This is a genomic window from Nocardioides sp. T2.26MG-1 (genome assembly GCF_950101795.1).
Lineage (GTDB): Bacteria > Actinomycetota > Actinomycetes > Propionibacteriales > Nocardioidaceae > Nocardioides.
On the sequence record NZ_CATNLZ010000032.1, the window covers coordinates 438,001 to 451,607 of the forward strand.

General features: G+C 71.1%; 12 protein-coding genes. 2 read left to right on the forward strand and 10 right to left on the reverse strand.

The window, feature by feature from the left end; translation table 11 throughout:
* Nucleotides 1–2: 2 nt before the first annotated feature.
* Nucleotides 3–1,139, reverse strand: coding sequence for a site-2 protease family protein (locus QQZ14_RS17165; RefSeq protein ID WP_284535602.1), 1,137 nt, complete (start codon nt 1,137–1,139; stop codon nt 3–5).
* Nucleotides 1,140–1,234: 95 nt separating this feature from the next.
* On the opposite strand from QQZ14_RS17165, the gene QQZ14_RS17170 reads away from it, so the two are divergent.
* Entirely contained in the window at nt 1,235–2,128 is an 894-nt protein-coding gene (locus QQZ14_RS17170) for a RecB family exonuclease (RefSeq protein ID WP_284535603.1), read from the forward strand.
* Nucleotides 2,129–2,250: 122 nt separating this feature from the next.
* On the opposite strand, the gene QQZ14_RS17175 is transcribed toward QQZ14_RS17170, so the two are convergent.
* From QQZ14_RS17175 to metH, 5 genes are all read right to left on the reverse strand, one after another.
* A complete protein-coding gene (locus tag QQZ14_RS17175) occupies nt 2,251–2,913 on the reverse strand; it encodes a response regulator (RefSeq protein ID WP_284535604.1) in 663 nt (220 codons plus the stop codon).
* Complete coding sequence (locus tag QQZ14_RS17180; protein ID WP_284535605.1) at nt 2,910–4,202, reverse strand: sensor histidine kinase; 1,293 nt, start codon at nt 4,200–4,202, stop codon at nt 2,910–2,912. Before QQZ14_RS17180 ends, QQZ14_RS17175 begins: the two co-directional genes overlap by 4 nt.
* A gap of 52 nt (nt 4,203–4,254) precedes the next feature.
* Nucleotides 4,255–4,677, reverse strand: coding sequence for a hypothetical protein (locus QQZ14_RS17185; protein ID WP_284535606.1), 423 nt, complete (start codon nt 4,675–4,677; stop codon nt 4,255–4,257).
* A 145-nt stretch (nt 4,678–4,822) separates the two neighbouring features.
* Nucleotides 4,823–5,500, reverse strand: a complete 678-nt coding sequence (locus QQZ14_RS17190; RefSeq protein ID WP_284535607.1) for an HAD family hydrolase — start codon at nt 5,498–5,500, stop codon at nt 4,823–4,825.
* Complete coding sequence (gene metH / locus QQZ14_RS17195) at nt 5,493–9,155, reverse strand: methionine synthase (RefSeq protein ID WP_446740503.1); 3,663 nt, start codon at nt 9,153–9,155, stop codon at nt 5,493–5,495. The genes QQZ14_RS17190 and metH overlap by 8 nt, the downstream gene beginning before the upstream one ends.
* Nucleotides 9,156–9,370: 215 nt before the next feature.
* Here metH and QQZ14_RS17200 point away from each other — a divergent pair, with 215 nt between their 5' ends.
* Nucleotides 9,371–10,219, forward strand: coding sequence for a PAC2 family protein (locus QQZ14_RS17200; protein WP_284535609.1), 849 nt, complete (start codon nt 9,371–9,373; stop codon nt 10,217–10,219).
* Between the two features lie 133 nt (nt 10,220–10,352).
* Here the strand turns inward: QQZ14_RS17200 and QQZ14_RS17205 are convergent, their stop codons facing one another.
* The 4 genes from QQZ14_RS17205 to QQZ14_RS17220 all read right to left on the reverse strand — a co-directional run bounded on the left by QQZ14_RS17205 (nt 10,353) and on the right by QQZ14_RS17220 (nt 13,606).
* Nucleotides 10,353–10,766 carry a VOC family protein gene (locus tag QQZ14_RS17205; RefSeq protein WP_284535610.1) on the reverse strand — a complete coding sequence of 138 codons (414 nt, stop codon included), beginning with the start codon at nt 10,764–10,766 and terminating at the stop codon, nt 10,353–10,355.
* A gap of 76 nt (nt 10,767–10,842) precedes the next feature.
* Nucleotides 10,843–12,090, reverse strand: coding sequence for a cysteine--1-D-myo-inosityl 2-amino-2-deoxy-alpha-D-glucopyranoside ligase (mshC, locus tag QQZ14_RS17210; RefSeq protein WP_284535611.1), 1,248 nt, complete (start codon nt 12,088–12,090; stop codon nt 10,843–10,845).
* A gap of 140 nt (nt 12,091–12,230) precedes the next feature.
* Nucleotides 12,231–13,031 carry an SCO1664 family protein gene (locus QQZ14_RS17215; RefSeq protein WP_284535612.1) on the reverse strand — a complete coding sequence of 267 codons (801 nt, stop codon included), beginning with the start codon at nt 13,029–13,031 and terminating at the stop codon, nt 12,231–12,233.
* A complete protein-coding gene (locus QQZ14_RS17220) occupies nt 13,028–13,606 on the reverse strand; it encodes a DUF3090 domain-containing protein (RefSeq protein ID WP_284535613.1) in 579 nt (192 codons plus the stop codon). Before QQZ14_RS17220 ends, QQZ14_RS17215 begins: the two co-directional genes overlap by 4 nt.
* Nucleotide 13,607 lies beyond the last annotated feature (1 nt).

Consider the following 13,607-nt stretch of genomic DNA (forward strand, 5'->3'; position numbering starts at 1 on the left):
CCCTAGTGGCCCGCGGCGCGGAACGCCTTATCGACGTCGGCGGTGGCGAGCACCCCGACCATGGAGCCGTCGGGCTCGACGAGGAGGTACTCGGCGGCGGGGGTGCGGCTGATCGCCATCACGAGGTCCTCGCCGACCAGGTCTGCGGGCAGCCGCAACCCCGCCTCGAGCGAGCGGGCGACGGCCGACACGGCGACCCAGGGCCGCCGGTCGGGTGGCGTCGCCTCGACCGCGGCCTCGCTGACGATGCCTTCGGGAACGCCCCCCGACGTCACCGTGACGATGCTGCCGGCCTGGGCCTCCTGGGCGCGGCGTACCGCCTCGGCGAGCGGCAGGTCGCTGGGTACGGCGAGGGTGCGGCGCGCGAGCTGGCGGGCGACGAGGTGCGGCAGCCGGGTGCGCAGCCGGGCCGAGGCCATCGCGGCGGTCGACCCGGACCAGAGGAACGCCGAGATCACGAACGCGAGGATGTAGTCCACGGTGTCCGGCGCGGTGCCGATCAGGTCCTCTTGGACGAACGGCCAGAACAGCACGGCCGCGGCGGTCAGGCGGCCCCCCCACCCGGCGACGATCGTGCCGCGGTGCATGTTGCCGGTGACCCCCCAGACCAGCGACTTGAGCACCCGGCCGCCGTCCAGCGGGAGCCCCGGGACGAGGTTGAGGACGCCGACGAGGAGGTTGGCGCCGGCGAGGCCTTCGACCGCCATCAGGAGCAGGCCGTCCGGGGTGACCTCCCTGACGCCGAGGGCGAGCCCGCCGACCAGCAGCGAGGTCAGTGGGCCGACGACGGCGATGAGGAACTCCTGCCGCGGGTTGCGTGCCTCCCCCTCGATGGCGGTCATCCCGCCGAGGAAGTGCAGCGTGATCGAGGAGACCTGGAACCCGTAGCGGCGGGCCATGATCGCGTGCGACGCCTCGTGAAGCAGGACCGAGAGGTAGAGGATGACCGCGAACGCGAGCCCGGCGACGTACTTCCAGCCACCCAGGCCGGGCTGTGCCTCCTCGACCGCCGGTGCCACGATCACCGAGATCAGGCCGGCGACCAGGAACCAGGAGGAGGAGACGAGCACGTCGCTGCCGGCGATCGTCCCGACCTTGAGCGTGCCCGGCGGACGGGGTCGAGGCGGGGAGTCGGGCACGCGTCGAGGCTAGCCGACGGCTGCGGTCTACCCCCGCCGTGCACGAGTGCACCGCACGGCGTCGGGTGTCCACGGGCTCGCCTAGGGTGGCTCGCATGAGCACGCCGTCCGAGTCGCCCGCGACGCGGATGTCGACCGCGGTCGACGGCGTGGAGGTGCTCGGAGCGCTCTCCCCGAGCCGTGCAGGCGACTTCCTGAGCTGCCCGCTGCTCTACCGGTTCCGCACGGTCGACAAGCTGTCCGAGCCGTTCTCGCCCGACGCGGTGCGCGGCACGGTGGTGCACAAGGTGCTCGAGGACCTGTTCGACCTGCCGGCCGCCGACCGCACGCCCGGTCGCGCGCAGGCGATGCTCGAGCCCGCCTGGGAGCGGCTCGTCGCGGAGGACCCCGGGCTCGAGGAGATGTTCCCGGCGGACGGCGAGGGCGCCCAGGTCGCCGACTGGCTCACGTCCTGCCGCTCGGTCCTCGAGCGCTACTTCACCCTCGAGGACCCGCGCCGGCTCGAGCCGGCGGAGCGGGAGCTCTATGTCGAGACGCTGCTGGACTCCCGGCTGCTGCTGCGCGGCTTCGTGGACCGCATCGACGTCGCTCCCGACGGGGCGATCCGAGTGGTCGACTACAAGACGGGCCGGGCGCCCCACGAGATGTTCGAGGCCAAGGCACTGTTCCAGATGAAGTTCTACGCGCTCGTCATCTGGCGCACCCGCGGCGTCGTCCCGGCGATGCTGCAGCTGGTCTACCTCGGCAACGGCGAGATCCTGCGCTACGTGCCCGACGAGCGCGACCTGCTGGCCACCGAGCGCAAGGTCGAGGCCATCTGGCACGCCATCCGGCGAGCCCAGGAGTCGGGCGACTGGCAGCCGAGCCCGGGCCGGCTATGCGAGTGGTGCGCCCATCGGGCGATCTGCCCCGCCTGGGGCGGCACTCCCCCGCCACTACCTGTCCGCGAGGTCGAGTCCGACCTTTCCGCCGACGAGTCCGTGGACTAGGCGCCACACCATTCGGCGTGTGGTTTGGTCACCAACCGCAGGTGGGAGCGCTCCCCCTATTGCCGTTGGTGACCAAACGACAACGACACAGGGCCTGGCGGAATGGCGGTGCGCGGCCCGCGTCAGAGGCCGTTTCGCTCGGCCCAGAGGGCGGCCTGGGTGCGGTCGGCGACGCCGATCCGGGCGAACGCGGAGGTGAGGTGGGCCTTGACCGTGCGCTCGCTGATGTCGAGGCGGCGAGCGATCTGCTTGTTCGCGAGGCCCTCGCGGACCAGGGTGAGCACCTCCGTCTCGCGGGTGGTGAGCTGGACCTGGGGCGAGCCGGAGCGGACGCCGAGCAGAGCGCGGGCGGCCTTCGGGTGGAGCGGTGACTCGCCGCGGCTCACGGCCCGGATGCCCTGGAGCACGTCCTCGGGGTCGGCGTCCTTGAGCAGGTACCCGACGGCGCCGGCGTCGAGGGCGGCGATGATCCGCTCGCTGTCGGAGAACGAGGTCAGCACGAGGACGTCGACGCCGAGCCGCTCGGCCATGATCGCCCGGGTGGCGGCGACCCCGTCGACCTGGGGCATCTGCAGGTCCATGAGCACCACGTCGGGGCGGATCCGGCGTACGACCTCGAGTGCCTCGGCACCGTTCGCCGCGGTCCCCACGACCTCCATGTCGTCGGTGCCTGAGAGCAGCTGCTCGAGGCCGGCGCGGATCACCGCGTGGTCGTCGACCAGCACCACCCGGATGGGCGCGGGGGTCGGGGTCGCGGGTGGTGTGGGCGTCGTGGGAGTCGTCATTGAGCATCCACCTCCATGTGCACGATGGTCCCGTCGCCGGGCGCCGAGCGCACGTCGAGCAGGCCACCGTGGTCGGCGACCAGGCTGCGCAGGCCGCGCAGGCCGTAGCGGTCCGAGTCACGGACCGAGTCGGTGTCGAAGCCGACGCCGTCGTCGACGACCTCGAGGGTCAGGCGATCGCGGTCACCGCGAACCGTGACGGCGAGGGTGGAGGCGCTCGAGTGGCGCAGTGCGTTGCGCACCGCCTCCTGGGCGACTCGCCACACGAGGGCCGCACGCCGGTCCGAGGCCATCTCGGCGCCCTCGACGCTCACCGATGCCTGCATGCCGGCAGCCCCCGCCGGGGCGGTCAGGTCGGCGAGCGCGGCGGGCAGTCCGTCGGCGCGAAGGTCGGGCGGGTGGATCTCCGCGAGCAGCGAACGCAGAGCCTTCAGGCTCGACCGCAAGGAGGTCCCGGCGCCTTCCAGCGTCTCGCGTGCGTCGTCCGACGTGTCTGGGTTGCGCGAGATCGCGCTGACGGCGAACGCCGTGCCGGCCAGGTCTTGGACCACGCTGTCGTGCAGATCCCGCGCGATCCGGCGGCGCTCGGCGTCGGAGGCGTCCATGGCGGAGCGCAGCAGCCTCTCGCGCTCGTTGCTCGCGCTCGTGAGCTGTCGGGTGAGAACGCTGAGGATCGCGGTGGCGAGCAGGATGAGCAGCACGAGAGGGCCGAGCACGATCCAGCGGAAGGTGCGGAACAGCTCACTCTGCCGACGCTCGAGACGATCCAGCGAGTAGTAGGTGTCGAACAGCAGCGGGTCACCCTCGGGGGACCGGATCCGGGTGTAGATCTCCACCCGCTGCGGGGCGCTGGCGGAGTTCTCCGGTCGATCGGGATCTGAGGGCTGGGAACCGGTGCCCCCGAGCGCGATGACGCGAGCCTGGTCCTCGTCGAGGGCGAAGGTCTGGCCGAGCAGCTCCTTGCCCTCCGAGGACGCGTACAGCACGGTGCCGGCTTCGCTGCGAATGGCGAAGCGATCGATCCCCTGGACGCGCGACACGCCGTCCAGGCGGTCACCCAGCGCCCGGTCCAAGCGGTCCGCAGCGCCGGCGGACGCCGCCGACAGTCTCTTGGGCAACAGCGGTTCCACCACCTGATGAGCGAGCAGCGTGTTGATGCGTCGCGCCTCGGCGGTCGACTCGTCGGCCGCCGCCCCGTGGGCGATGGAGTTGACTCCGATGAAGATCGCCGCGACGGTCACGAGACCGATGAGCAGGAACTGCGTCACCGGATTGCGGATCAGTCTCACACGGGTGCCTTGTCGTCGGGTGCGCACCAAAGGATAGGTGCCAACCCGAGGATCAGTAGCCCGTTGCGATGCGGCAGACCTCGCCAGTCTGCTGGTTCTCGGCACGGAAGACGACGTCGTCGGTGCCGTAGAAGTCGAGCATGGTCCGGCTCACCCGGAACGAACGGTCGATGTCGTCTCGCGCCTTGACCTCGCCCTGAGCCGACAGGTCGCCGTTGTGTCGCATCTTCCAGGACCACACGTCGTCATCGGGACTGAAGACCGCGCCGATCACCTGGAAGCGGTCGGCGTTGTTGTCGATGGACTTGACGTTGAGTCGCACCCAGGAGGTGTTGTCGCACTTGGTGCGCACCGGACCGTCGTTGCCGTCCGTAGCGCTCCCGCCATCACTCGCCAGCGCGATAGGAGCACTGGCCAGGGCCGCTGCACCCAGCACGAGGCTGAGCACGATGGCGGGAACGCGTCGGACGAGCATGATGAACCTTTTCGGACCTATCCAGGTGGAACAGCTCCCCCCCGAGATGTCCCTATCCTCTGACGTCGCGAGCGCGGACCGCCATTGTCCGGTGGTACTAGGACCATGCGGCTCGACGAGTAGTCATTCACTAGTCACGGTCTAGTCACTGCTGCGACCACACCTCGGCCAGGTCCAGTCCGACGAGCGTGTCGGCGAACACCCGCCGCTCGGTGGCCAGCACCGGGACGTGGTTCTCGACGACGAGCACCAGGCAGCCGGCGGCCTCCGCGGACTTGGCGCCGGCGTTCGAGTCCTCGATCGCCAGACAGTCGGCCGGGGCGACGCCGAGCGCCGCCGCGGCGGTCAGGTACGGCTCCGGGTGCGGCTTGGCCTGCTCGACGCCGTCACCGGTGACGATCACGCGGAAGGTCTCGGCGGGCAGCCTGGAGAGGATCGGCGCCACGAACCGCTCGTACGACGAGGTGACGAGCGCGCAGGGCAGCCCGGCGGCACGCAGCCGGTCCAGCTGGTCGACGGCCCCGGGCCTCCAGGGCACCTCGTGCTCGACCCGCGCCACCACCCCGTCGAGCAGCTCCTCGACGATCTGCTCGGGGCTCACGTCGATGCCCAGCTGGTCGCGGATGTAGCGGCCCGACGACATCAGGTCGTTGCCGATCAGGTTCAGTGCGTGGGCGTCGCTCCAGGTGCCGCCGTACCGCTCGGCGATCTCGAACTCCGTCTGGATCCAGTAGGGCTCGGTGTCGACGAGCGTGCCGTCCATGTCCCACAGCACCGCGGCCGGGAGCCCGACCGGAGTGAGGCGCAGCGCCGGCTCAGTCATCGGGGTCGTAGCCCAGGTTGGGTGACAGCCACCGCTCGGCCTCGGCGAGCGTCCAGCCCTTGCGCTCGGCGTAGTCGGCGACCTGGTCGCGGCCGATCCGGCCGACCACGAAGTACTGCGACTGCGGGTGGCTGAAGTACCAGCCGGACACCGCGGCGCCCGGCCACATCGCCATCCCGTCGGTGAGCTCGATGCCGGTGCGGGCGGTGACGTCGAGCAGGCTCCAGAGGGTCCGCTTCTCGGTGTGCTCGGGGCAGGCCGGGTAGCCGGGCGCCGGACGGATCCCCTCGTAGCGCTCGGCGATCAGCGCCTCGTTGTCGAGCGCCTCGTCGGGCGCGTGCCCCCAGAGCTCGGTGCGCACCCGCTGGTGGAGCCGCTCGGCGAAGGCCTCGGCGAGCCGGTCTGCCAGTGCCTCGAGCATGATCGCGGAGTAGTCGTCGTGCTGCTCCTTGAACCCCAGGATCCGGTCCTGCGCGCCCAGGCCCGCGGTGACCGCGAACGCCCCGACGTGGTCGGGCAGCCCGGTGTCCCGGGGAGCCACGAAGTCTCCGAGAGACCGGTTGGGTACGCCGTCGCGGTGCTCGCCCTGCTGACGCAGGTTGTGCAGGGTGGTGAGCACCTCGCCGCGCGACTCGTCGGTGTAGACCTCGATGTCGTCCCCGACCGCGTTGGCGGGGAAGAACCCGAGCACGGCGTTGGCCCTCAGCCACTTCTCCTCGACGATCCGGTCGAGCATCGCCTGGGCGTCCTCGTACAGCCCTCGCGCCGTCTCGCCAGTCGAGGGGCTGTTGAGGATGTCGGGGAACTTCCCCTTGAGCTCCCAGGCGTTGAAGAACGGCTGCCAGTCGATGTAGTCGCGCAGCTCGGCGAGGTCGTAGTCCTCGAGGACGGTGATGCCGGGCACCCGTGGCGCCGGAGGCTCGTAGGACGCCCAGTCGATCGGGGTCCGGTTGGCGCGTGCCCGCTCGAGGGGGATCATCGGACGCTCGTTCTTGGTCGCGTGCCGGGCGCGCAGCGAGTCGTAGTCCTCCTTCACGTCGGCCATCAGCCGAGCGCGCTGAGCCGGGCTCAGCAGGGCCGCGAGCGTCGGCACCGACCGGGAGGCGTCCTTGACCCAGACCACGGGGCCGTCGTACTTGCCGTCGACCTTCACCGCGGTGTGGGCACGCGACGTGGTCGCCCCGCCGATCATCAGCGGGATCTCGAGCCCGCGGCGCTGCATCTCGGCGGCGACGTTGACCATCTCGTCGAGCGACGGCGTGATCAGGCCGGACAGGCCGACCGCGTCCGCGCCGACCTCGACCGCGGTGTCCAGGATCTTCTGCGCCGGCACCATCACGCCGAGGTCGATGACCTCGAAGTTGTTGCACTGCAGCACGACGCCGACGATGTTCTTGCCGATGTCGTGGACGTCGCCCTTGACCGTGGCCATCACGATCGTGCCGTTGGTCTCCTTGGCGGTGGCGTACTGGGGGTTGTCGAGCTTCTCCTGCTCGATGAACGGGATCAGGTAGGCGACGGCCTTCTTCATGACCCGCGCCGACTTCACGACCTGCGGCAGGAACATCTTGCCGGCGCCGAACAGGTCGCCGACGACGTTCATGCCGTCCATGAGCGGGCCCTCGATGACCTCGATCGGGCGTCCGTTGCGGCCGGCGATCTCAAGCCGGAGCTCCTCGGTGTCCTCCTCGACGTACGCGTCGATGCCCTTGACCAGGGCGTGCGTGATCCGCTCGCCGACCGGCAGACCGCGCCACTCCTCGGCGGCCGCCTCGGCCGTCTCGCCGGTGACGTTGTGGGCCTCCGCGATCTCGAGGAGCCGCTCGGCGGCGTCGGCCCGCCGGTTGAGCACGACGTCCTCGATGCGCTCGCGGAGCTCGGGCTCGACCTGGTCGTAGACCACCAGGGCGCCGGCGTTGACGATGCCCATGTCGAGCCCCGCGCCGATCGCGTGGTACAGGAAGACCGCGTGGATGGCCTCACGGACGGGGTTGTTGCCGCGGAACGAGAAGCTCACGTTGGAGATGCCGCCCGACACCTTCGCGCCCGGGAGGTTCTGCTTGATCCATCGGGTGGCCTCGATGAAGTCCAGGCCGTACGACGCGTGCTCCTCGATGCCGGTCGCGATCGCGAACACGTTCGGGTCGAAGATGATGTCCTCGGCCGGGAACCCGACCTCGTCGACGAGGATCCGGTAGGCGCGCTCGCAGATGGCCTTGCGCCGGTCGAGGTTGTCGGCCTGGCCGTCCTCGTCGAAGGCCATCACGACAGCGGCGGCGCCGTACTTGCGGCACAGCCGGGCCTGCCGACGGAAGGCCTCCTCGCCCTCCTTCATTGAGATCGAGTTCACGATCGGCTTGCCCTGGACGTTCTTCAGCCCGGCCTCGATCACCTCCCACTTGGAGGAGTCGACCATCACCGGGACCCGGCTGATGTCGGGCTCGCTGGCGATCAGCCGGGTGAAGCGGTCCATGGCCGCCGGGCCGTCGATCATGCCCTCGTCCATGTTGATGTCGATGACCTGCGCGCCGTTGTCGACCTGCTGGGCGGCGACGGTCAGGGCCGTGTCGTAGTCGCCGTCCTTGATCAGCTTGCGGAACCGTGCGGACCCGGTGATGTTGGTGCGCTCGCCGACGTTGACGAACAGGCTGTCGTCGGTGACCGCGAACGGCTCGAGACCCGACAGCCGGAGCGCCGGTTCGACCTCCGGCACCTCCCGGACCGTCTTGCCCTCGACCGCGCGCGCGATCGCGGCGACGTGGGCGGGCGTGGTGCCGCAGCAGCCGCCGACGAGGTTGACGAAGCCCGCGGCGGCGAACTCCTCGATGATCCCGGCGGTCTCCTCCGCTGCCTCGTCGTACTCGCCGAAGGCGTTGGGGAGGCCGGCGTTGGGGTAGCAGGAGACGAACGTGTCCGCGATCCGCGCCATCTCGGCGATGTAGGGCCGCATCTCCTTGGCGCCGAGCGCGCAGTTGAGGCCGACCGCGAGGGGCCGGGCGTGGCGCACGGAGTTCCAGAACGCCTCGGTCACCTGGCCCGACAGGGTGCGGCCGGAGGCGTCGGTGATGGTCCCGGACACGATCACCGGCCACCGGCGTCCGTGCTCCTCGAACAGCGTCTCGACCGCGAAGATCGCGGCCTTCGCGTTCAGGGTGTCGAAGATCGTCTCGATGACGAGCAGGTCGGAGCCGCCGTCGACGAGGCCGCGAGCCGCCTCGAGGTACGCCGCGACCAGTTGGTCGAAGGTGACGTTGCGGGCCCCGGGGTCGTTGACGTCCGGCGAGATCGATGCCGTCCGCGTGGTCGGGCCGAGGGCGCCGGCGACGTAGCGGGGCCGCTCCGGGGTCGCGACCGCGTCCGCCTCGCCGCGCGCCAGGCGGGCCGCCTCGAGGTTCAGCTCGTAGGCCAGGTCCTGGAGGCCGTAGTCGGCCAGGGAGACCGCGTTGGCGTTGAAGGTGTTCGTCTCGATGATGTCCGCGCCGGCCTGGAGGTACTCGCGGTGGATGCCGGCGATGATCTCCGGCTGCGTGATCGTCAGCAGGTCGTTGTTGCCGACCAGGTCGCTGGGCCAGTCCTTGAACCGCTCGCCGCGGTAGCCGGCCTCGTCGGGCCGGTCGCGCTGGATCGCCGTGCCCATCGCGCCGTCGAGCACCATGATCCGCTCGCGGAGGGCTCGGGCGAGCTCCTCGGTGAGATCCGGGCGCAACTGCGGTGACGGGGACAACGCGACTCCTCTCGGCCACCCGGAGGGCGGCGTGTGTCCAGCCTAGGAACCGTGTCCACGAACTGGACCCGACATCCAGATCGTGACACCGCGTCTCGACCCTCGGGAAATCCTCGAGCCTTCTGAGGCGGCACTAGGCTGGAGTGGTGATCGAGCTCGAGGACGTCCCGGACCTGGTGGACCCCGTCGTGATCGCCGCGTTCGAGGGCTGGAACGACGCCGCCGACGCGGCGTCGTCCGTGATCGACCATCTGATCCGGGTCTGGGGCGCCCGTACCGTCGGCGCGGTCGACCCGGAGGACTTCTACGACTTCCAGGTCAACCGACCGGTCGTCGGCACGGACGAACTCGGGCACCGCCGGCTGACCTGGCCGAGCACCCAGATCGCGATCGCCTCTCCCCCGGATCTGGACCGAGACGTGATCCTGATCCGCGGGATCGAGCCGAACATGCGCTGGCGGCAGTTCTGCGCCGAGCTGCTCGCGGCCTGCGACGACCTGGGCGGCGAGCTCGTGGTCACCCTGGGCGCCCTCCTCGCCGACACTCCCCACACCCGTCCCATCCCGGTGACCGGGACCGCCACCGAGCCCGAGCTGGTCGACCGGCTCAAACTCGAGCAGTCGACCTACGAGGGCCCCACCGGCATCGTCGGGGTGTTCCAGGACGCCTGCATGCGGGTCGACGTGCCGGCGGTGTCCTACTGGGCGGCCGTCCCCCACTACGTCGCTCAGCCGCCGTGCCCCAAGGCCACACTCGCGCTGATCGGTCAGATCGAGGACCTGCTCGAGGTGAGCATCCCGCTCGGCGACCTGCCCGAGGACGCCCGCGCCTGGGAGCGCGGCGTCGACGAGCTCGCCGAGGAGGACGAGGACATCGCCGACTACGTCCGGTCCCTCGAGGAGACCCGCGACACCACCGACCTGCCCGAGGCGTCCGGCGAGGCCATCGCCCGCGAGTTCGAGCGGTATCTCAAGCGCCGCCAAGACGAGTCGTAGCCGCCGTCCGGCATCCACGCTCGCTGCGTTGCCGCGCCTTGGTGCGGGTCCACTCCCGTTGTGGTTTGGTCACCAACCGCAGCTGGGAGCGTTCCCAATCTGCCGTTGGGGACCAAACCACACCATTTCCCGGTCAGCCCAGGGCCGCCCTGACCTCCTCCGGTGTCATCGTGACCGGCGTCTGCAGCAGCCACTGCACACCGAAGGGGTCGCGGACCCGGCCGCCCCGTGCGCCGTAGGGCTGGTCGGCCACCGGGAAGACCTCGACGGCGCCGTGCTCGACCATCTCGGTCGCGACGCGGTCCGGATCATCGGTGACGACGTCGAGGATCGGGCCCGGCGCGCCCGAGGAGGCGGGCGCCGGATCGAACTCGTCCGCGTCCTTGAGGGTGACCGCGGTCCCGAAGACCTCGAGCTCCGCGAAGATCACCGATCCGTCGCTGTCGTAGCGGACGACCTCGGTGGCGTCGAGGTGTGCGACGTACCAGCGCAGCGCCGCGTCCGCGTCGGGGACCACCAGCTTGGGGCGAAGTGCGTTGTCAGTCATGGCATCAGCCTGCCGCCTGCGGGCCCCAGGGCGTCTTGAAGGAATGGGAGACGCCGGTGCCCCGAGCGGCCCGGCGTCAGCTGAGCCAGAGGGCGAGGCCGAGCGCGGCGTCGAGGGCGGCCAGCATCTGTACGCCGGCGTCGGGGTCGCTGGTGTCCGCGAGGCCGTCGGTGCCCAGGGTCGCCGCCACCCACCGGTCCACGGCTGCGGTCGCCCGAGGAGCGTCGAGGTCGTCGGCCAGGGCCGCGAGGACCTCCTCGACCACCGGGGCGGCCGGCGCGCCGGCACCCAGCGAGAGCGCCCGGCGCCAGCGGGTGACGTCGTCGACCGCGGTCCACAGCTGGTCGTCGGTCCACTCCCAGTCCGAGCGGAAGTGGTGGCGCAGCAGCGCGAGCCGGATCGCCATGGGGTCGACGTCGCTGTTGCGCAGCGCGGACACGAACACCAGGTTGCCGCGCGACTTCGACATCTTCTCGCCGTCGTAGCCGACCATGCCGGCGTGGCTGTAGACCTGCGCGAACGGCGTGCCCGGCACGGCGACCTGCGCGTGCCCCGCGCACATCTCGTGGTGCGGGAAGACCAGGTCGCTGCCGCCGCCCTGCACGTCGAAGGCGCCGCCGAGGTGGCGCTGGGCGATCGCGGTGCACTCGATGTGCCATCCCGGCCGCCCCGATCCCCAGGGGCTGTCCCAGGACGGCTCTCCGTCGCGGCGACCGCGCCAGACCACGCAGTCGAGCGGGTCCTTCTTCCCGGCCCGGTCCGGGTCGCCACCGCGCTCGGGGTAGACCTCGAGCATCCGGGCGCGGTCCCACCCGGACTCCGCCCCGAAGGCCGGGTCGGAGGTGACCGAGAAGTAGAGGTCGTCCTCGACGCGGTAGACGGTCCCAGCCGCCTCGAGCCGCTGGATCAGCTCGATGACCAGCGGGATCGACTCGACGGCGCCGATGTAGTGGTCGGGCGGCAGCACCCTGAGGGCGGCCATGTCCTGACGGAACAGCTCGGTCTCCCGCTCGGCGAGCTCGACCCAGTCGATGTGCACCTTGGCGGCGCGCTCGAGCAGCGGGTCGTCGACGTCGGTGACGTTCTGGACGTACGTCACGTCGTGCCCTGCGTTGCGCCAGGCGCGGTTGAGGAGGTCGAAGGCGACGTACGTCGCGGCGTGCCCCAGGTGAGTGGCGTCGTACGGCGTGATCCCGCAGACGTAGAGCCGCGCGGCGCCGGTCGGCGTGGTGGTGACCTTCGCACCCGACGGGGTGTCGTGCAACGACACCGGCGGTCCCGGCACCGGCAGCGTCGGGATCTCCGGAGAAGGCCAGGCTCGCATGCCGCGAAGCCTAGCCGGGCTCAGACTGGATCCGAGACAGGCTCGGTCTCGATACGCCCGTCGCGACCTCCTGCGTCGGTCGCGGGGCTACTCGACCTGGCTGCTGGGTCCCGGCCTTCGCGGGCTCAGGCCGGGGCAGCTCAGAACGGCGGCCACGGGATCGCGGGCCACTCGCCGTGGGGTGAGGGCATCACCGCGCGGTCCGCGAGCCGGTGGCAGCGCCGGCGCAGCGCCTCGATCTCGGGGTCGCTCAGATGGGCCGCGAGCACCTCGCCGAGGGCACCACCGACCTCGTCGCCGATCCGGCGCACCGTGGCGACCTCGTCGGCCGTGAGCTCCTCCCCCAGCCACCCCCACAGCACGGTCCGGAGCTTGGGGTCGGTGTGGAAGGTGACCCCGTGGTCGACGCCGTACCGATGACCGTCGGTCATCTCCAGCACGTGGCCGCCCTTGCGGTCGGCGTTGTTGACCACGACGTCGTAGATCGCCATCCGGCGCAGCGGCGCGGAGTCCTCGTGGATCAGCGAGATCGGCCGGTCGTGGCCGTCGAGCCCGTCGAAGACGTGCCGCCAGCCGGCGGGCACCTCGCCCTCGGGCACCAGCGTGACCGCCACCTGCTCGTCGTCGGGCTCCTGCCAACGCTGCACCATCCCGTGGCCGTGCGGCCCGTCGCGCAGCCAGGTCTCGGGGACGACGTTCCACCCGAACGCCTCGGACACGAGGTACGCCGCGCGCTCCCGGTCGGCGAGCGTCCCGTCGGGGAAGTCCCACAGCGGACGCTCCCCGGCGACGGGCTTGTAGACGACCCGGATGCCGCCGATCTCACCGACGAACGTGGCGTTGGACGCCGGCATCACCCGGCCGTGCAGCACCAGCTCCCCCTCGACCAGGTCGGGCCCCGGGTCGCCGAGGGTGCCGGGGTCGTCCCGGTCGACGGTCACGGATCGCGGCGCCGGAACCCGTTGGCGCGGACGCACAGGTGCCCGTCCGGGTCGATCGGGTTGCCGCAGAACGGGCAGCTCGGCCGTCCGGCCTCGAGGACCTGCTCGGCGCGCTTCACGAACGCCCGTGCGGGCCCGGCGGGCAGCCGCACCAGGAACACCTCGTCCGGCTCGGGCTCCTCGAAGTCCTCGTCGAGCTGGTCGGGGGTGATCACCGCGGCCTCGGTGTACGGGAAGACCTCGATGACCACCCGCTCGTCGGTCGGGTCCCAAGAGAGCGTCATCGTGCCGGCGCGGAACTCCTCCTCGATCGGCTGCTCCAGCGGGTCGGAGTCGTCGAGCCCGAGCGGCGCGACCGCGGGGATCACCGCGTCGCTGCCCACCTGGGTGGCCATCACCTCGTCGAGGAGCTCGTCGACGCGCTCCGCCAGCGCCTGCACCTGCTGCTTCTCCAGCGCGACGCTCACCAGGCGGCTGCCGGCCCGGGCCTGCAGGAAGAATGTCCGCTGCCCGGGCGGGCCGACGGTGCCCGCGACGAACCGCTCCGGGGGGTCGAATGCGTGGACGACTGGCATA

What these genes read in the sequence shown, in the direction of transcription:
- QQZ14_RS17220 (WP_284535613.1), bottom strand. Translation starts at nt 13,606, where the DNA reads ATGCCAGTCGTCCACGCATTCGACCCCCCGGAGCGGTTCGTCGCGGGC.
- QQZ14_RS17205 (WP_284535610.1), bottom strand. Translation starts at nt 10,766, where the DNA reads ATGACTGACAACGCACTTCGCCCCAAGCTGGTGGTCCCCGACGCGGAC.
- QQZ14_RS17170 (WP_284535603.1), top strand. Translation starts at nt 1,235, where the DNA reads ATGAGCACGCCGTCCGAGTCGCCCGCGACGCGGATGTCGACCGCGGTC.
- QQZ14_RS17185 (WP_284535606.1), bottom strand. Translation starts at nt 4,677, where the DNA reads ATGCTCGTCCGACGCGTTCCCGCCATCGTGCTCAGCCTCGTGCTGGGT.
- QQZ14_RS17190 (WP_284535607.1), bottom strand. Translation starts at nt 5,500, where the DNA reads ATGACTGAGCCGGCGCTGCGCCTCACTCCGGTCGGGCTCCCGGCCGCG.
- QQZ14_RS17175 (WP_284535604.1), bottom strand. Translation starts at nt 2,913, where the DNA reads ATGACGACTCCCACGACGCCCACACCACCCGCGACCCCGACCCCCGCG.
- metH (WP_446740503.1), bottom strand. Translation starts at nt 9,155, where the DNA reads ATGGTGCTCGACGGCGCGATGGGCACGGCGATCCAGCGCGACCGGCCC.
- mshC (WP_284535611.1), bottom strand. Translation starts at nt 12,090, where the DNA reads ATGCGAGCCTGGCCTTCTCCGGAGATCCCGACGCTGCCGGTGCCGGGA.